Here is a 16803-nt window from a genome sequence, read left to right as displayed (position 1 = left end):
CCTTCACGCAACCCCAGGGCAGGGGCAGGACGATTCGCCATACCCCATCATCCCAAGAACCCAACCATAAAGGAACTAACGACACACACCACTAGGGTCCAAGCGGAACGCCGTTACCGAATACCCCAAGGACCACTATGACGATCGATGCACGAAATCGCATTTCTCGCAGAACCCTCGCCGCAGGGGCGGCGTGGGCCGTGCCCGTCGTCACCATCACTGCTGCCGCCCCGCACGTCAGCGCCTCCGGTGAGGTGTATCTCACCGGAGGTGACATCGCATGCAAGGTGCCCGGGGATAGCTGCGTCAAAAACTACGGCCTGCAAAGCGGCTACGCGGTCACGGCCCAGGTCTGCAGCACCGTACCGAGCGATGTCACGATCAACTTCAGTGACGCAACGGTGACGCTCAACGGAGTGACCACCACCGGATGGGCCATCTCGCCCAACCCACTGGACATCCTCAACACCACGTCTGGCACCGACTGCAAGACCGTCGTGATCGGGCTAGCTGGCACTCCCAACAGCGCCGAGGGCCGCATCTCTGGCACGATTCCGTACACCTGGACGGCCGCCAATGGTCAGACGGGAACCGGGACATTCCCGTTCTCTGCGCCGACTACACCCCCATGCAAGAACTGCACCCCGGTCGCCCTAGATCCCACGCCAACTCCGTAGCAGCTCGGCGCAGATTAGTCGGGTTAACCCTCGGACTGGAACTGTCCCACCCGAGACGGACGCAGCCTGCCACCCGCGGCAACTGAGATGACGGTAGCCACATCACACGTCTCAGGTGCCACAAAGGTGATCGACGCGAACTCGGAGTAGTCAACCGACTCGATCGTGCAGCCGGTGGCGCGCAGGACCGACTGAAAACGACCAGCCGCCCCGTGGCCCACCTCGATCGAGTACCTGACACGCAGTAGCGGCTTGACGCGTGGCGCGGCGTCTAGGGCCTGCGCGACGGCGTCCGAGTAGGCGCGGACCAGTCCGCCGGTACCGAGCAGGACGCCGCCGAAGTAGCGCGTCACGACCGCCACGACTTGGGTGACGCCGGACCCGCGCAGCACGCCCAGCATGGGCGCGCCGGCCGTGCCGGACGGCTCGCCGTCATCGGACGAACGCTCGATGTGCTGCGCCCCCTCCACCTCGACGATGAACGCCGAGCAGTGGTGCCGGGCAGCCGGATGCACTCGGCGGACGTCCGCGATCACCTCGCGGGCAGCCTCCTCGGCGTCAACGCGGGCGAGGGTCGTTAGGAACCGCGAGCGCTTGACCTCGAGTTCGCTCTCGGCGCGATACCCCCGCGGCAGCCACAACGTCACCGTCCCATCCTGACAGGCCGCGTTGGCCATGCGTCGACGCCGTGCTACCTTCTTATTGAGAATGATTCCCAATAAGGAGTTCCGGTTGAACCCCACTTCCAGGCTGTGCCTCGCCGCCCTCTGCGCGACTGCCCTCGTGGGCTGCGGCTCCGCTGGCCAGGCGCCGAGCCCGAGCGCCGCACCGGTCGCCATCGCCACCACGACCCCGTTGGGCTCGATCGTCTCTGACATCACGTCCTGCGCCGGGGCTAAGTCCACCACGTTGATGAAGCCGGGCGTCGACCCGCACGACTTCGCGCTGGCGTCCGATCAGATGGCAGCTCTCACCAGGGCCAAACTGGTCGTCGCCAACGGGCTCGGGCTCGAAGGAGGCCTGGCCACCGCCCTGAAGAACGTGAAAGCCGACGGCGGACGCGTCTACGAGGTCGCCCCGGACGTCTTCCCGCTGAAGTACTCCGACATTGAGGCTGCCCATGCCGGCGAGACGGCCGCAGAGCACGCAGCTCACACACACGGCGAGTTCGACCCCCACGTCGCCCTGGATGCCGGACGCATGGCCCAGGCGGCCGCGAACATCGGCAAGCAGCTGACCGAGGCCACCGGGGACGCCACGTTCACCGAGTGCGGCGCCAAGGTCGAGGCTCAGCTCAAGGCCACGGACGCCTCCGTCCGAGAGAAGCTCGCGATCATCCCGCCGGCGCGGCGCATCCTGATCACCGACCACGAGGCGTTCAACTACTTCGCGAAGGCCTACGGATTCGAGATCGCGGGCGTCGTGATCCCGGGGGGGGCCACGGACGCCGAGCCGTCGTCCGCCGACATCGCCAAGCTGGTCGCCACGGTCAAGGCCGAGAAGGTCCCCGCCGTGTTCTCGAACATCGCGGTCAGCCCCAAGATGGTCCAGGCCGTCGCCCAGGAGGCCGGGACGGACGTGAGGGTCGTCCCCCTGTTCGTCGACAGCGTCGGTGCACCCGGCTCGGGCGCCGAGACGTACAGTTCGATGATGCTCGCCAACGCAGACGCCATCGCCGGCGCACTCACGTGACGCCGATCGACTGGCTCGCCGAGCCCTTCGCGCTGGGGTTTCAGCAGCGCGCCCTGATCGGCGGCGTCATCGCCGCGGTGATGAGCTCGACCGTCGGCGTCTGGCTGGTCCTGCGCGGCATGAGCTTCTTCGGGGACGCCTTCGTGCACGCCGTCCTGCCCGGCATCGCCGCCGCGATGCTGTTCGACTTCTCCCCCTACCTGGGCGCGGCCATCGCGGCCGTCGTCATGGTGGGCGGCATCGAGTTCATCCACCGGCAGACCGCGCTCAAAGAGGACACCGCCATCGGCCTGCTGTTCGTCGGGATGATGGCCCTCGGCGTGGCGATCATCAGCAAGTCGCCGTCGTTCACGGGCAGCCTGACCAGCATCCTGTTCGGCGACACCTTCGGCGTGACCTGGGCGGCCATCCAGGGCGAGGCCGTCATGGCCGCCATCGTCGTCGTGGGCTCCCTGGTGCTCTACCGCCCGCTGCTGGGGCTCTCGTTCTCGGCGACCAAAGCGTCCACGCTGGGCCTCAAGCCGCGCCTCACGCACGCGCTGCTGCTCGCGATGATCGCCCTCGCCGTGATCGGCAGCTTCCAGGCCGTCGGCACCCTGCTCGTGTTCGGGCTCCTGGTCGGCCCGCCGGCCACCGCGGCCCTGCTCAGCCGGACGGTCCCCCGGATGATCGCCACGTCCATCCTGCTGGCCCTCGCTGCGGTCGTCGTGGGCCTCACCCTCAGCTACCGCCTCGGCACCGCGGGCGCCGCCACCATCGCGCTCGTCGCGGTCGGCACCTTCTTCGTCGTCATGCACGCCACCTGGCTGCGCCGGATCCTCGCCCGCCGTAGAGCCGCCCGCGCCGAGACCCGCGCGCAGGAGGTGACCGCATGACGGCGTCCGCGATCGACACCCCGCTGGCCGAGGCGTCCGGCCTGGTGCTGGCCTACGGCAACCACGTGGCGATGACGCCGTCGGACTTCACGATTCCGGCGCACGGGGTGACGGCGATCATCGGGCCCAACGGGTCCGGGAAGTCGACGCTGCTGAACTCGCTCGCCGGGGTCCTGCAGCCGCGATCCGGCAGCCTCAAGGTGCTGGGCAAGCCGGCCAGCGAGGCCTACCGCCAGGTGGCCTACGTGATGCAGTCCATGGCGCTGCCCGAGGGGACGCCGATCACGGTCAAGGAAGTCGTCGCGATGGGCCGCTACCCCACGCGCGGCTGGTTCCGGCCGCTGACCAAGTCCGATCGCCGCCGCATCGCCTGGGCCATGGACCTCCTCGACGTCGCCGACCTCGCCCGCCGCCACTTGGGCGAGCTCTCCGGGGGGCAGCGCCAGCGCGTCTACGTGGCGCAGGGGCTGGCTCAGGATCACGTCGCCGTCCTGCTGGACGAGCCCCTGACCGGCCTCGACCTCGTCTCGGCCAAGACGATCGACGACATCATCCACTCCGAGCGCGAGCGCGGGCACAGCGTCGTGTTGACCACCCACGACCTCGACGAGGCCCGCGCGGCCGACCACGTCATCTTGATGAACGGGCACGTTCTCGCGTCCGGGCCTCCCGAGCAGGTCCTGAGTCGACGCAACCTCGAACTCGCCTACGGACTCGGCTCGCTGCACGACTCGGACCTGGTCTTCATCGACGACCCCGAGCACGGCGACGGACCCGCGGTCGACGCCCTCAACCCGCCGAACCCGAGCCGCCACAACCATCGCCACCACCACTGAGATCGGACGCCGTCGCCGCGAGTCTGCCTCGGGTCGCGTCCAGGGCCGCCCAGAACAAGGGGGCGAGCGTGCCGGACGGTGCATCCAGGTCGACCCAGCGGGACTCGGCGATCTCGGCCGCGATGCGCTCGCCCGCCACGGGCTCGGGCCAGTAGTAGACGTCCGACTTCAGCCAGTGCCCCGGCTCGTTGGCCGCCGGCGTCAGGTACGAGCCGAGAAGTTCGAGGCCGGCGGCGTCCAGGATGAGACCGAGCTCTTCACGGACCTCGCGCGCGGCCGTGGCGTCCGAGGACTCCCCCGGCTCGATCTTGCCGCCCGGGTGCATGAAGTGCTCGGTGCCACGCTTCCGCACGGTGAGCACCCGGCCGGCGCCGTCCGTCAGCACCACGGCCGCGACCGTGAAACCGGGCCCGGAGGGCAGGGGGCTGGCCACGGCGTCCGACATCACAGGCCGGGCGGCTCGGCCGCGGGGACGGCGTCCGGACGGTCGACGGCGGCGCGGCCGCCGCGGGCGAGCCAGCGGCGTCCGACACCCAAGGCGATGAGGACCCCGACGACCGTGACCGCTCCGCCCAGGATGCCCAGCGGGGTTGGCCGCTCGCCGTTGTAGGCGAAGGCCGCGATCGCCCCGATGACCGGGACGAACATCGACCAGGGCGCCACGGTCGCGGCCGCATGCCGCGACAGCAGCAGGTTCCAGAGACCGTAGCCGATCATGGACGCCCCGTACGCGACGAAGGCGAGGCCGCCGACCGAGCGCAGGGTGACGTGCGCGAGGGCGTCCGCATCGCGCGACCAGCCCTCGAGGAAAAACGACAAGATCAGCAGCGGAACCGGCGGCACCAAAGCCGACCAGACCACGAGCGAGAAGCCGGTCCGGGGCGGGCTGTGCCGCGTGACCACGTTGCCCGCGGCCCAGCCAGCCGCGGCAGCGATCGTCATGGCGAACGGCAGCAGCGGCGCGTGCGCGAGGAACTGCCAGCCGACGATCGTCATGCCGACCAGCCCGATGACGATGCCGATCACCTGCGTGCGGTTCGGACGCTCGCCCAGCAGGGCGGCGGCGATCATGACCGTCAGGATCGGCTGGACCTGCAGCACCAAGGACGCCAGCCCCGCGGGCATCCCGAGCATCATGGCGGAGTAGAGCAGGCCGAACTGCAGAGTGCCCATGAAGAGTCCCGACAGCACGACGGCCCGGACGCCGTTGCCGGGCGGACGGACGAAGAACACCGCGGGCAGGGCGACGAGCGTGAACCGGAGGGCGGCCATCAGCAGCGGCGGCAGCGACTCCATCGCGATGTTCGCCGCGACGAAGTTGACCCCCCAGATCGCGATGACGAGGGCGGCGAGCGCGACGTCCCTACGCGGCACGGCTGATCCCGGACATGCGGCTCCCTGGTGGTGGCGGACGCGGCAGTCTACGCCTCCGACGAGCGTCGCGATCCGGCGGGGCGGCCCCTGGAACAGGGCGCACGGGTAGGCTGACCTGGCTGAGTTTCCGATGTAAGGACGAGTCGTCATGCCCCCGGTACCCCCGGTCACGCTGCTCCTCACGCGCCTGGCGGCGCTGTTCACCCTCATCACCGTAGGAATGGGCGGCGTCGTCTGCGCCACGAAGTCCGGCTTCGACTGTCACGCCTGGCCGGGCTGTTACCCGGACCGGTTCGCGCCGGGGGCGTCCGACATCCCGGCGGTGCTGGCGGCGAATCCCGCGCTGGAGATGATCCATCGGGTGACGGCGATGACGACCGGCGGCCTGCTGATCGCGGCCGCCATCGCGGTCTTCCTGCTGCCGCGGCAGAACAACTGCCTGCGCATCCTGAGCAGCGTCGCGTGTCTGGCCGCGGGCGGGTCGGCGCTGTTCGGACGCGCGTCCGTGCTGGGGCTCGGGGTGGACGCCGTCGGCGCGGCCATCGACCTGCTGTGCGCGCTGCTGGCCATGGCCCTCTCGACCGCCGCGGCGGTGCTGCTGGGCCGAGGCGGACGCCTGCGCCTCGGACGGGTCAGCTCCCCCGCGCTGCTCGCTGCCTCGTTGCTGGTCGTGCTGCACGTGAGCGCCCACCTGGCCGCCGGGAACCGCTCGTTCACCCGCTGCCTGTCGTGGCCGATCTTGTGGCTCGCGTCCGACGACTTCGTCGGGATGCAGGTCTTCCGGACGATCCTCGCCGTCGTCGCAGCGGTGGTCATCATCGTGGCCGTCCGGGCTGCCGCTGGGGTGGCCGAGTTGCGTCCCCTCGGGCTGGTGGTCGGCATCTTGCTGGCGATCGTGGTGGCGCTGGCCGTGGCCTACCGGGCTGCCGGGGTCGACGGGGGCGTCCTCGGCGTCACGTTCTCGCTCGCGAGCGTCGGACTGCTCTGGACGACCATTGTGCTGGCCGCGCGGGCGGCCGGTCAGGACGCCGTCGGCGTCCTGACCGGGCATCCGCACGAGACGAGGATCACCGAACCTGCATCCCCCGCGTCGCCCTAAGCGGCCGCGGGGCGGCAGAATAGCCCCGTGATCATCGCTGCCGCCGACGGGTCGTCGCTGTCGAACCCGGGTCCGGCCGGCTGGGCGTGGTACGTCGACGACGACCGCTGGGCGGCCGGCGGCTGGGCGCGCGGCACGAACAACATGGGCGAGCTGATGGCCGTCCTCGACCTGCTCGAGCAGACGGCCGATGACCCACAGGAGCTCACCGTCCTGTGCGACAGCCAGTACGTGATCAACTCGCTGACCAAGTGGCTGCCCGGTTGGAAGCGCAAGGGCTGGCGCAAGGCGGACGGTTCGCCGGTGCTGAACGTCGAACTGCTGAAGGATCTCGACCGCGCGCTGCACGGCCGCAAGGTGACGTTCGAGTGGGTCAAGGGCCACGCCGGCCACGCGCTCAACGAGGCGGCGGACGTGCGCGCCCGGGCGGCCGCGACGGCGTACAAGGACGGGACGCCCGTCGACCGCGGTCCGGGCTACCGTCCCGGACGCGCCCCCCAGAAGCCGCCGTCGAAGACGTACGCCCCACCCAAGCCCGCCGAGGATCTGTTCACCGAGCCCGACCCCGAGGAGCATCCCGCCGTCGCGCTGCAGCGGTCGTTGTGGGACGCCGACGTCCGGGGCTCGCAGGTCCGCATGGACGCCCTCCTGCACCCCAAATTCGCCCTCCACGACGCCAAGGGGCGCGTCGCCGGCAAGGGCCGCACCATCGCCGGCTCGAGCCATCCGCTGCCCCACGTTCCCGAGCTCGAGGTCATCGCCGTCGAGGAGCTGGCTCCCTGGGTCGTCCTGGTCCGGTGGCGCGAACGGACGCCGACGCAGGTGACGCTGAAGGCGTCCGTCTGGATGAAGAACGGCGACGACTGGCGGCTGCGGTTCGAGCAGGCGACGCCGATCATCTAGCTCCGAGCACGGGGGCCAGCGTCTGTGACTCGGGAAAGCCCCGCGAACTGACCCCTTTGTGGTCTAACTTTGGGTGTAGTTAGCTTTACCTCGCATGAAGGAGAAGCCATGTCCGACGGCATGACCCGTGGCCGCGTCACCGGCTATCGCTGCGCCACCTGCGGCGCCGAGGTGCCGATCGAGACGCTGTACCCCTTCAAGTGCCCGGACGCCCCCGCCGGCGACAGCCACCACGTGCTCCATCCGGTCACCGGAGGCCCCGCTCCCGAACTCATCGACGACCCGAACCCCTTCGTGCGGTTCGGCCCGTCCCTGGCCTGGTGGGCGTTTGCCCAAGCCAACGGCATGTCGGACGCCGACTGCATCGCCTTGACCCGCGAGGTCGCGGACGGCTTTGTCATCACCCCCACCGCCCAGAACGAGCTGCTCTCCGAACAACTCGACGCCGAGGTCTGGGTGAAGACCGAGGTCGACCAGCTCGGCGGGAGCCACAAGGCCCGCCACCTCGTGACGATCCTGCTGCACCTCCGCGCGGCCGAGGAACTGGGCCTGACGGCGCGCGACGAGCGGCGTCCGTTGGCCATCGCGTCCTGCGGCAACGCCGCGATCGCGGCGTCCACGCTGGCGCAGACGGCCGGGTGGCCGATCCAGGTCTACGTGCCCATGATCGACGGCGGCCCCGTGATCGAGACGCTGACGGCACTCGGCGCCGAGATCAACCGCTGCGGACGCGTCGAGGACGAGGCCGGCGACCCGGCCGTGCTGCGCTTCCGCGAGGCCGTGGCCGCGGGAGCCATCCCCTTCAGCGTCCAGGGACCCGAGAACGGGCTCTGCCTCGACGGCGGACGCACCATCGGCTGGGAGCTGCGCGAAGCGCTGCCCGCCCCTGCCCGCGTCCTGATCCAGGTCGGGGGCGGCGCCTTCGCCGCGTGCATGGGCTGGGGTCTCGGCCCGATCTACCAGCTGGACACGGTCCAGACCGAGGGCGGCGCCCCGCTGAACCGAGCCTGGCGGCTGGCCGAGGGCGTGCCCGCGTCCGATCTGGGACGCCGTTGGTCCGACTTCATGACCCCATGGCAGAGCCCGAGCTCGCTCGCGGACGGCATCCTGGACGACGAGACCTACGACTGGCAGGCCGACTTCGACGTGATGCGGGCCTCCGCCGGCACGACGATTGTGGTCTCCGAGGACGCCGTCGAGCGCGCTTGGGCGCTGGCCAAGCAGACCGGCGTGAACGTGAGCCCCACGGGCTCGGCGGGCCTAGCGGGGCTGCTGCCCACGGCGTCCGGCCCCTCGGTGAAGCCGGGCGAGCGGGTCGCCATCGTCTTCTCGGGGGTCTTCCGCGGCTGACCGCGACCATGCACGGAGCGACGAAACGCTCAGCGCCCTCTGAGTCACGACCGCGCCGGGATCGCTAGCCTGATGCCATCGACGCCATGCACGCCTACCCCACCCCGCTGACCCGCCGCGGACTCCTCGCGTGCGCCTGCTCGGCCCTCGTCGTCGGCTGCGCGCAGAAACCCAGCCAGCCCCAAGGCAGCGCTGCGAGCCCGACCGGCCCGTCCGCGTCGAGCCCGACGTCGGCCGCGCCTAGCGGCGCGTCCCCGACCAGTCCCCCGGCAAACAGCCCCTCGCCGTCCGGCAGCGCGACGACCCCCGACCCGGCCCGCGACGCCGTCATCGCCACCTACTCCTCCCGGACGCCGATGCAGTGGGGTACCACCGTCACCGGCGTGGTGACCCACAGCGCCGGACCAGCCGTCGCCCTCACCCTCGACGCGTGCGGCGGCCCGAATCCCGGACGCGGCGGCAACGGCGTCGACACCGAACTGATCGACCTGCTCATCAACGAGAGGTACCCGGCGACCCTGTTCCTCAACCAGAAGTGGATCCGCAACAACCGGCCCGTCTTCGACAGGCTCGCGGCCAACCAGGACCTCTTCACCCTCGGCAACCACGGCACCCGCCACGCGCCCCTGTCGGTGTCGGGGAAGATGGCCTACACCGAGCATGGGACCGCCAGCGTCGGCGAGGTCTACGACGAGGTCATGGGCAACCAGCAGTTCATGACCGAGCTGCTCGGCCACGCGCCCCGCTTCTTCCGCACCGGCACGGCCTGGTACGACGAGGTCGCCGTCGAGATCGTCCGGACGCTCGGCCTGCTGCCCATCGGCTTCGACATTAACGCCGACTTCGGCGCAACGGCGTCCGCCAAGGTCGTGGCGGCGAACGCGCAGAAGGCGAAGCCCGGATCGATCCTCATCGGCCACTTCAACCGTCCCGAGGGCTCCACGTTCGAGGGCCTGAAGGTCGCGCTTCCGGCGATGCGCGCCAAGGGCGTCCGGTTTGCCCGCATCGAGGACGTCTCGATCGCCTGATCGGCGGGCACGAGGGCGCCGCGGGTCGGCGTCCGGCACAATCTGGGGCGACAGGAGGGCCATGACGAACTTCGTTTACATCTCGCCGGCGTTTCCAGCCACCAACGTGAACTTCTGCGAGCACCTCGCCGCCTCGGGCGTGCGCGTGCTGGGCGTCGGCGACCAGCCCTACGAGCAGTTGCCCGAGCGCCTGCGCTCCGCCCTCGCCGAGTACTACCGGGTCGACTCCCTCGAGGACTACGGCCAGGCCTTTCGCGCGGTGGCGTTCCTGTCGTTCCGCCACGGCAAGATCGACTGGATCGAGTCGAACAACGAGTACTGGCTGGGCTTGGACGCCCGCCTGCGGGACGACTTCAACGTGCGCACCGGGCACGGCACGGCGATCATCGAGTCGATCAAGAGCAAGTCCGCCATGAAGCCCGTGTACGCCGCGGCCGGCGTCCCCACCGCGCGCCAGGCGCGGGTCACGGACGCCGACGGCGTCCTCGCGTTCGCCGCGCAGGTCGGCTATCCGCTGGTCGCCAAGCCCGAGTACGGGATCGGCGCCCACGGCGCCTTCCTGCTCACGTCGGACGCCGACGTCGCGGGCGCCTTCGCCACGGGCCTCGACGTGCCCTACGTGGTCGAGGAGTTCGTGGTCGGCGAGCTGGTCAGCTACGACGCGATCCTGGACGGCGAGGGGGGTCCGGTCTTCGAGGCCGCGACCCTGTGGCCGCCGTCGATCATGGACATCGTCACCGACCGTCTGGACCTTTGCTACCGCATCGCCGACGAGCTGCCCCCCGGCCTGGCCGAGGTCGGACTGCGCACCGCCCACGCCTTCGGGATGCGCAACCGCTTCGTGCACGAGGAGTTCTTCCGGCTGACGTCCGATCGGCCCGGGCTCGGACGCCGCGGCGATTACGTCGGCCTCGAGGTGAACATGCGTCCGGCCGGGGGCAACACCGTCGACATGTACAACTACGCCCGGGACGCGGACGTCTACCAGATTTACGCCGATGTGGTCACCGGACGCGACACCGGCGCGGCCGCCAAGGCCCGCCTCGACCCGCAGATCGCCGTCTATGCCGGACGCCGTGACGAGTTCACCTACCGCGTCCCGTGGGCCGACGTCCTGGCCCGCTACTCGGCCGAGATCGCCCAAGCCGGACGCAACCCCGCCCTGTTCGTGCCGCAGATGGGCAACGACTACGCCATCATCCGCACCGCGGACGCCGCGCGCGCCGACCAGTTCGCCGCCGACGTCACCGACCGAGTCTGAGGAGACCCGTGGAAACCCACCACCGCTCGGAGTGGAGCCCCGCCCTGGGCCGCTCGATGGAGTTCATCACCCACGGGCACGCCGGCCTGCCGGCGGTCGTCTTCCCGTGCATGGGCGGACGCCCCTGGGACTACGCCGATTTCGGCATGATCGACGTCCTGCGGCCCTGGCTGGACGCCGGACGCCTCCGCCTGTTCTGCGTCGACTCGATCGACAACGAGACGTTCAACAGCGACGGCTGGGACAAGCGCGCCCGGGCAGCCCTGCAGGACCGCTACCACCACTACATCGCCGACGACCTCGTGCCGCGCATCCACGACGAGACGGGCTGGGGCGATCGACTGCTGACCACGGGCAATTCCCTCGGCGGGCTCCACGCGGCGATCTCGCTGTTCCGGCGTCCGGACCTGTTCGGCACCATGATCGCCCTGTCCGGCGTCTACGACGCCGGCCACTTCTTCGGCGACTACTCAGACGAGTTCGTCTACAACAACTCCCCCGCCGACTTCGTCGCGGGCATGCCGGACGACCACCCCTGGTTGGACGCCTACCGCTCGTGCCTGATCATCTCGGGCATCGGCCAGGGCGCCTGGGAAGAGGAACTGCTGCCGTCTAACCACCGCATGGACGACGTGCTCCGCGCCAAGGGCGTCCCCGCGTGGTTCGACTTCTGGGGCACCGACATGCCGCACGACTGGCCCACCTGGCACCAGATGGCCCCGTACTTCATGGGGCGCGTCCTGCCCTGGTGAGGCGACTACGACCTTCGTCGGGTACCGGGCCCGCCGAGCGTGGCCCTAGGATGCCCCCAGGGGTATTCCTGCCCGAACGAAAGAGGTCAGTCATGGTCAAGAACGAGAGCAACCTGGACCGCATCATCCGCGGTGTCGTGGGCGTTGCGCTGGTGCTGTTCGCGCTGTTCGGATCGGCGGGCAACATGGTGCTGTGGGTCGTCGCCCTGGTCATCGGGGCCGTCCTGATCCTCACCGCCGCCATCGGCTTCTGCCCCATCTACAAGGTGCTGGGCATCAAGACCAACAAGTAGCTCGAACCCCTGGGCCGCAGCCGGCAACGGCACACCTCAAAGCCGACCGGACGCCTTAAAGCCGACGGTAGGACTCCGCAGACGGTACGCCTCAACGCCGAGGAAGCATGGTCGGCAGGAGCGCGGAACCTCGGCGCGAGCCGCCGAGCTCGGCCGTTGCTCACGGAGCACCGGAGCCTTGAGCCCGTTGACTGAGCTTGTCGACGCCCATCACGCGGGCGACCGCGACATGCCTCGTACGCATGCGGCTTCGGCGAGCTCTGCCAGCGAAACCCAGTGCTGCCTCAGGTCAACGCGTCCAAGACAGCGATCAACCGACGCCTGAGGAGCGCCGCGGCGTCCGCGATGGAGCGCTGCTCGGCGACGTGCTCGGCCTTGCCGTCCGCCGTCTCGATCGCGATGTTGGTCAGCCGGAACGGACGCACGTCGTAGGGGGAGCTCCGCATGTCCAGCACCCGCGCGCGCCGGGCCAGCTCGAAGGCGTCGAGCAGCAGGTCGCCTGGCACCCCGGGGTCGAGCTTGAAGGCCCAGCGGTAGAGGTCCATGGCGCCGCCGTGCAGGCAGCCCGGCTGCTCGAAGGACGCCTGCGCCTCAGCATCCGGTTGGAGGACGTTGCGCGGGCGGGCGTCCGGGGTGAAGAACCGAAACGCGTCCCAGTGGCTGCACCGGATCTCGTGGCCCTCGACGACGCGCGCGATCTCCTCGGGCGTGGCGCGCAGGCCAATGACCTGATGGCGCGCCTGGTCGGGTGACTGCCGATAGACCATCGCCCACTCGTGGAGGCCGAAACAGGCGAACTGCGGCTCGGCGGCGTCCGTCGCGGTCAGGATGCGCAGCGCCCAGTCCAGCGCGCGGCCGCGGGCCGCGCGGAAGGCGTCCAGATCGAGGGAGGTGACACCGTCGACGGTGGCGTAGAAGCGGCGTCCGGCAAGGTCGGACGCCTCGCGCAGCCCGATGCCTGGTCCGGGCTGCCAGCGGGCCAGTTGCGCCGGACGGAAGCCGTAGTAGTCGAAGAGGAAGTCCTCCAGCGGGTGCTTGACCCCACGCCGACGGCGCTCGAGATGGGCGGCGGTCAGGCGGCGCGCCCTGGTGGCGTGGTCCTCAGCGAGCGGACGCCACTGCTCGGAGTCCAGGATGCGCACGGCGTCCAGCCTATTGACTCCCGCGGCGGCCCGATCCCAGCAGCGCTGCCCGCGCCAGATCAGCGCGGGCCCGAACGCCTGAGCGACGCGGTCGTGTCGTGGTCGGAGGCCGACCAGCGGCGTCCCGGACTACTGACTGGCGCATGAGCCGCCTCGAAGACCTGCCGAGCATCGGCCCGAAGCTGGCGGCCGCGCTGCGCGAGGCGGGCATCGCGGACGCCGACCAGCTCGCCGAGGCAGGTCCGATCGAGGCCTGGCGGCGGGTGCATCCGACGTTCGACTGCCTGCCCTCTCTGACCGCGCTCGCCGGGGCCGCCCGCGGCGTCCGAAAGTCAGAGTTGGCCGCCGAGGCGCGAGCCGAGCTGCTCGCTGTTTGGCGCGCCGAGCAGGGCTGAGCAAACCTGTCGGAGGGTCGTGCGAGACTGCACGGCATGGCGTACGACGAGGCTTTGGCCGCCCGCATCCGGGCGCTGCTGACGGGCGAGCAGGCGGTCGAGAAGAAGGGCTTCGGCGGCTTGATGTTCCTGATCGGGGGCAACATGGCGGTCGCCGCCCTAAGCATGGGCGACCTCATGGTTCGCTGTGCTCCCGACGACCAAGACCGGCTCGCGGCCCTCGGCGCCCAGCCGATGGAGATGGGGTCGCGTCCGATGCGAGGCTGGCTGCGCGTGCCGGCCGAGCTCACGGCGTCCGACGACGATCTCAGCGCCTGGGTCAGGGCGGGCGTCGACTTCGCTCGGACCCTTCCGCCCAAGTAGCCCGACGCCGCAGGCCCGATCGAGAGGAAAGGAACCGTGAGCACGACCCGTCCCAGTTCGGACGGTTCCGTCGTGCCCGCGGGTCGCCGACGTGACGTTCAGGGCCTGCGTGCCGTTGCCGTCGTCGTGGTCATCGCCTTCCACCTGCTCGGCTGGCCGACCGGCGGCTACCTCGGCGTGGACGTGTTCTTCGTCATCTCGGGCTTCGTGATCACGGGGGTGCTCCTGCGCCGCAGCCCGTCAGGCCGCGTCGACCTGCGCGACTTCTACCTGCGCCGCGCCCGCCGCATCCTCCCGCTGGCCTTCTTGGTCCTAGTGGCGACGGTCCTCGCCTCGTACTGGACGTGGTCGTCGGAGAAGGCGAACGACATCGGCCTGGACGCCGTCGCCGCGGCCCTGTTCGTGGGCAACTGGCGCTTCGCGTTCACGGCGTCCGACTACTTCAACATGGGCGCCGAGCCGTCGCCGCTGCAGCACTACTGGTCGTTGGGCGTCGAGGAGCAGTTCTACCTGGTCTGGCCCGGCCTCCTGCTCGTCGCGGCGATCGTCGCCGCCCGTCGCTCGCCCACCTCACTGCGTCGGCTCGTGCCGCCGCTCGCCGTGGCGATCGGCGCGGCCAGTGGTGTGTACGCGGCCTGGCTGGCCTCGACGGACCCGAACGTCGCCTACTTCTCGTCGCTCACCCGGGGCTGGGAGCTCGCCCTAGGCTGCCTGCTGGCCGTCCTCCCGGCGCCACGCGGCAGCGAGCGACTGCGAACCGCCTTGTCCTGGCTGGGTCTGGCCGGCATCGCCGCCAGCGTCATCGTGGTGGACGCCGACGCGCCGTTCATGGGCGCCCTCGCCGCCTCGACGGCCACCGGGCTGGCGATCGTCGCCGGCATCGGTCGTGAGCCACGCAACCTCCTGCTGCGCAACCGGGTCAGCGACTACCTGGGCGAGCTGTCCTACGGCCTGTACCTGTGGCACTTCCCGGTGATCGTCATCGGAGCCGCGTGGCTCACCCGAGGTTCGCCCGCGCATGTCGGCGTGTCGGTCGTCCTCACCTTGGTGTTGGCGGCCGCCGCCCATCAGTGGGTGGAGCGGCCCTTCATGGAGGGACGCCTCCGCCCCGCCAAGATGCGCGGCTCGGCGGTAGCTGTGGGCGTGGTCACGATGTCGCTCGCCCTGGCCGCCGGCGTCGCCCCCGGGTGGTGGCAGGACACCAAGCCGCTGACCGCCACGCCGTCGCTCACGCCCTCCCCGACGCCGCGGCCGCTACTGACCGCCTCCCCCACGCCATCGCCTTCGGCCAGCGACAGCCCGAGCCCGACCGAGCTGCCCCCCACCCCGACGCCGCCGCCCACCCCGACGCCGGCGCCCACGATCCCGCCGGGTCAGCCCGTTCCCCTGGGCGAGACGGGCCTCGCCTTGCAGGAGGGGTTGCGCGGTGGGCTCGCACTCACGGCCTGGCCGGCCGACCTCACGCCCGGGACGACCCCCGAGGCCGCCAACCCGTGGCCCGGAGCGAGCGCCTGTCAGTCGACGAAGGTGGCCGACCCCACGTCGTGCACCTACGGCAACGCCAACGGCCCCGAGCTCGTCGTCTGGGGCGATTCCGTGGGTGGCAACCTGCTCGCCGCGGTCGAAGGCGCCTTCGGCAGCGACTACAAGGTGCGCGGGCTGACCAAGTCGGGCTGCAACATCAACGGCGCCAACATCAACTACGGTGCGCCGCCCGACATTTGCATCACCCAGCGCAACCAGTCCATCGCCTACATCAACCGCGTCAAGCCGAAGGTGGTGTTCGTCACCGAGACGTACACCTTCGCCACCAGGCTGGCGTCCAAGGCGTCCGGCGCCGCCCGGCTCGCCGAGTGGGCCGCCGCGGACCGCTCCCTGATCGAGGCCATCAAGCCGTCGGGCGCGACGGTCGTCTTCGTGGCTCCGTCGATTCCGGGCCTGGCGTTCAAGGACTGTCACCGACCGGACGGCTCTCCCCAAGCCTGCATCTCGAGCATCCCGGCGTGGTTCAACGAGATCGCCCAGGTCGAGCGCTCGCTGGACGGCGTCCGCTTCGTGGAAACTGAGCACTGGTACTGCCTGGACGGCCGCTGTCCCATGGTGTCGACGACCGCCGGGCAGCACACGATGATGAAGTGGGACTACATCCACGTCTCGTACGCCTACGACCGGATCGTGGCGGCCGACTTCCGTTACCAGGTGCTGGCGATGGGCATCCTGCCCTGATCGCTACTCCTCGTCGGCGTCCAGATCGACGACGATATCGTGGGCGAGCGCCTCGATCGCGACGCGCACCGCATCGGGCGTGACCCCGGACGGGAGCCGCACGTCGGCGTCCGCCTCGAAGAGCAGCCCGTCGCCCATCGGCGCATTCCGGGTGAGGGTGTCGAGCTGTTCGATGGTGACGCCGAGGGACGCCAGCGCACCGGAGACCTCCTTGACGATGCCCGGGCGGTCGTTGCCGAGGACGAAGACCCGCAAGGGCTCTCCGCCGGCAGCCGTGGGCTCGGGGGCGTCCGCGCTGGTCAACGCGACCTCGAGGACGCCGTCGGCGCCCAGCTTGCCGAGCGCGGCCTGCAGGGAGGAGGCGTCCGGGGCGTCCACCAAGACGATGCCGGCGAACTTGCCGGCGAGACGTCCCATGCGGGACTCCAGCCAGTTGCCGCCCGCATCGGCCACCGCGGCCGCGAGCGCCGCCACCAGTCCTGAGCGGTCGTCCCCGACCGCGGTCACCACAAACTTCGCCATGGCCGCAGCCTAGTG

19 protein-coding genes are annotated in these 16803 nt (G+C 70.4%); 14 read left to right on the top strand and 5 right to left on the bottom strand.

Annotated features, from left to right (window positions below; translation table 11 throughout):
- Positions 1–137 precede the first annotated feature (137 nt).
- On the top strand, positions 138–677 hold the full coding sequence (locus FN821_RS10545; RefSeq protein WP_131172485.1) for a hypothetical protein: 540 nt from the start codon (positions 138–140) through the stop codon (positions 675–677).
- 23 nt (positions 678–700) lie between these two features.
- On the opposite strand, the gene FN821_RS10540 is transcribed toward FN821_RS10545, so the two are convergent.
- On the bottom strand, positions 701–1324 hold the full coding sequence (locus tag FN821_RS10540; RefSeq protein WP_241660204.1) for an IMPACT family protein: 624 nt from the start codon (positions 1322–1324) through the stop codon (positions 701–703).
- Between the two features lie 85 nt (positions 1325–1409).
- Between FN821_RS10540 and FN821_RS10535 the strand changes: the two genes are divergently transcribed.
- Genes FN821_RS10535 through FN821_RS10525 form a run of 3 tightly spaced genes read left to right on the top strand, consistent with a single transcriptional unit; the run spans position 1410 to position 4080 of the window.
- A complete protein-coding gene (locus tag FN821_RS10535) occupies positions 1410–2369 on the top strand; it encodes a metal ABC transporter substrate-binding protein (RefSeq protein WP_206662086.1) in 960 nt (319 codons plus the stop codon).
- Positions 2366–3244 carry a metal ABC transporter permease gene (locus FN821_RS10530; RefSeq protein WP_206662087.1) on the top strand — a complete coding sequence of 293 codons (879 nt, stop codon included), beginning with the start codon at positions 2366–2368 and terminating at the stop codon, positions 3242–3244. The genes FN821_RS10535 and FN821_RS10530 overlap by 4 nt, the downstream gene beginning before the upstream one ends.
- Positions 3241–4080: a metal ABC transporter ATP-binding protein gene (locus FN821_RS10525; protein WP_131172488.1), complete on the top strand. Its 840-nt coding sequence runs from the start codon at positions 3241–3243 to the stop codon at positions 4078–4080. The genes FN821_RS10530 and FN821_RS10525 overlap by 4 nt, the downstream gene beginning before the upstream one ends.
- On the opposite strand, the gene FN821_RS10520 is transcribed toward FN821_RS10525, so the two are convergent.
- Entirely contained in the window at positions 4034–4513 is a 480-nt protein-coding gene (locus tag FN821_RS10520; protein ID WP_244944436.1) for an NUDIX hydrolase, read from the bottom strand. The genes FN821_RS10525 and FN821_RS10520 overlap by 47 nt on opposite strands.
- Before the next feature lie 11 nt (positions 4514–4524).
- Positions 4525–5454, bottom strand: a complete 930-nt coding sequence (locus FN821_RS10515) for an EamA family transporter (protein ID WP_165489330.1) — start codon at positions 5452–5454, stop codon at positions 4525–4527.
- A 148-nt stretch (positions 5455–5602) separates the two neighbouring features.
- Here FN821_RS10515 and FN821_RS10510 point away from each other — a divergent pair, with 148 nt between their 5' ends.
- The 7 genes from FN821_RS10510 (at position 5603) to FN821_RS10480 (ending at position 12140) form a co-directional block, all read left to right on the top strand.
- Positions 5603–6553, top strand: coding sequence for a COX15/CtaA family protein (locus FN821_RS10510; RefSeq protein ID WP_131172491.1), 951 nt, complete (start codon positions 5603–5605; stop codon positions 6551–6553).
- A gap of 27 nt (positions 6554–6580) precedes the next feature.
- The gene (locus FN821_RS10505; RefSeq protein ID WP_131172492.1) at positions 6581–7456 is read left to right on the top strand and encodes a ribonuclease HI family protein; all 876 of its coding nucleotides are present in this window, start codon (positions 6581–6583) and stop codon (positions 7454–7456) included.
- Positions 7457–7564: 108 nt separating this feature from the next.
- On the top strand, positions 7565–8806 hold the full coding sequence (locus tag FN821_RS10500; protein ID WP_131172493.1) for a pyridoxal-phosphate dependent enzyme: 1242 nt from the start codon (positions 7565–7567) through the stop codon (positions 8804–8806).
- A gap of 86 nt (positions 8807–8892) precedes the next feature.
- Positions 8893–9834 (top strand): polysaccharide deacetylase family protein, encoded by a 942-nt coding sequence (locus tag FN821_RS10495; RefSeq protein ID WP_131172494.1) that lies wholly within the window; start codon positions 8893–8895, stop codon positions 9832–9834.
- Positions 9835–9895: 61 nt separating this feature from the next.
- A complete protein-coding gene (locus FN821_RS10490) occupies positions 9896–11095 on the top strand; it encodes an ATP-grasp domain-containing protein (RefSeq protein WP_131172495.1) in 1200 nt (399 codons plus the stop codon).
- 8 nt (positions 11096–11103) lie between these two features.
- Positions 11104–11847: an esterase family protein gene (locus tag FN821_RS10485; RefSeq protein ID WP_131172496.1), complete on the top strand. Its 744-nt coding sequence runs from the start codon at positions 11104–11106 to the stop codon at positions 11845–11847.
- 92 nt (positions 11848–11939) lie between these two features.
- A complete protein-coding gene (locus tag FN821_RS10480) occupies positions 11940–12140 on the top strand; it encodes a YgaP family membrane protein (RefSeq protein WP_131172497.1) in 201 nt (66 codons plus the stop codon).
- Between the two features lie 284 nt (positions 12141–12424).
- On the opposite strand, the gene FN821_RS10475 is transcribed toward FN821_RS10480, so the two are convergent.
- Complete coding sequence (locus tag FN821_RS10475; protein WP_206662088.1) at positions 12425–13282, bottom strand: PH domain-containing protein; 858 nt, start codon at positions 13280–13282, stop codon at positions 12425–12427.
- Positions 13283–13425: 143 nt separating this feature from the next.
- Between FN821_RS10475 and FN821_RS10470 the strand changes: the two genes are divergently transcribed.
- Genes FN821_RS10470 through FN821_RS10460 form a run of 3 tightly spaced genes read left to right on the top strand, consistent with a single transcriptional unit; the run spans position 13426 to position 16266 of the window.
- Positions 13426–13677, top strand: a complete 252-nt coding sequence (locus FN821_RS10470) for a TfoX/Sxy family DNA transformation protein (RefSeq protein ID WP_131172499.1) — start codon at positions 13426–13428, stop codon at positions 13675–13677.
- A 36-nt stretch (positions 13678–13713) separates the two neighbouring features.
- Entirely contained in the window at positions 13714–14040 is a 327-nt protein-coding gene (locus FN821_RS10465; RefSeq protein ID WP_131172500.1) for a TfoX/Sxy family protein, read from the top strand.
- Between the two features lie 36 nt (positions 14041–14076).
- Positions 14077–16266 (top strand): acyltransferase family protein, encoded by a 2190-nt coding sequence (locus FN821_RS10460; protein WP_131172501.1) that lies wholly within the window; start codon positions 14077–14079, stop codon positions 16264–16266.
- Between the two features lie 3 nt (positions 16267–16269).
- Here the strand turns inward: FN821_RS10460 and FN821_RS10455 are convergent, their stop codons facing one another.
- Complete coding sequence (locus FN821_RS10455; RefSeq protein ID WP_131172502.1) at positions 16270–16788, bottom strand: glycine cleavage system transcriptional repressor; 519 nt, start codon at positions 16786–16788, stop codon at positions 16270–16272.
- Positions 16789–16803: the final 15 nt, after the last annotated feature.

The sequence above is a fragment of the Propioniciclava tarda genome, from assembly GCF_900182665.1.
Classification (GTDB): Bacteria; Actinomycetota; Actinomycetes; order Propionibacteriales; family Propionibacteriaceae; genus Propioniciclava; species Propioniciclava tarda.
This window is presented reverse-complemented; position numbering and strand designations above follow the sequence as displayed.

What these genes read in the sequence shown, in the direction of transcription:
- FN821_RS10480 (WP_131172497.1), top strand. Translation starts at nt 11,940, where the DNA reads ATGGTCAAGAACGAGAGCAACCTGGACCGCATCATCCGCGGTGTCGTG.
- FN821_RS10545 (WP_131172485.1), top strand. Translation starts at nt 138, where the DNA reads ATGACGATCGATGCACGAAATCGCATTTCTCGCAGAACCCTCGCCGCA.
- FN821_RS10470 (WP_131172499.1), top strand. Translation starts at nt 13,426, where the DNA reads ATGAGCCGCCTCGAAGACCTGCCGAGCATCGGCCCGAAGCTGGCGGCC.
- FN821_RS10525 (WP_131172488.1), top strand. Translation starts at nt 3,241, where the DNA reads ATGACGGCGTCCGCGATCGACACCCCGCTGGCCGAGGCGTCCGGCCTG.
- FN821_RS10465 (WP_131172500.1), top strand. Translation starts at nt 13,714, where the DNA reads ATGGCGTACGACGAGGCTTTGGCCGCCCGCATCCGGGCGCTGCTGACG.
- FN821_RS10495 (WP_131172494.1), top strand. Translation starts at nt 8,893, where the DNA reads ATGCACGCCTACCCCACCCCGCTGACCCGCCGCGGACTCCTCGCGTGC.
- FN821_RS10500 (WP_131172493.1), top strand. Translation starts at nt 7,565, where the DNA reads ATGTCCGACGGCATGACCCGTGGCCGCGTCACCGGCTATCGCTGCGCC.
- FN821_RS10490 (WP_131172495.1), top strand. Translation starts at nt 9,896, where the DNA reads ATGACGAACTTCGTTTACATCTCGCCGGCGTTTCCAGCCACCAACGTG.
- FN821_RS10510 (WP_131172491.1), top strand. Translation starts at nt 5,603, where the DNA reads ATGCCCCCGGTACCCCCGGTCACGCTGCTCCTCACGCGCCTGGCGGCG.
- FN821_RS10455 (WP_131172502.1), bottom strand. Translation starts at nt 16,788, where the DNA reads ATGGCGAAGTTTGTGGTGACCGCGGTCGGGGACGACCGCTCAGGACTG.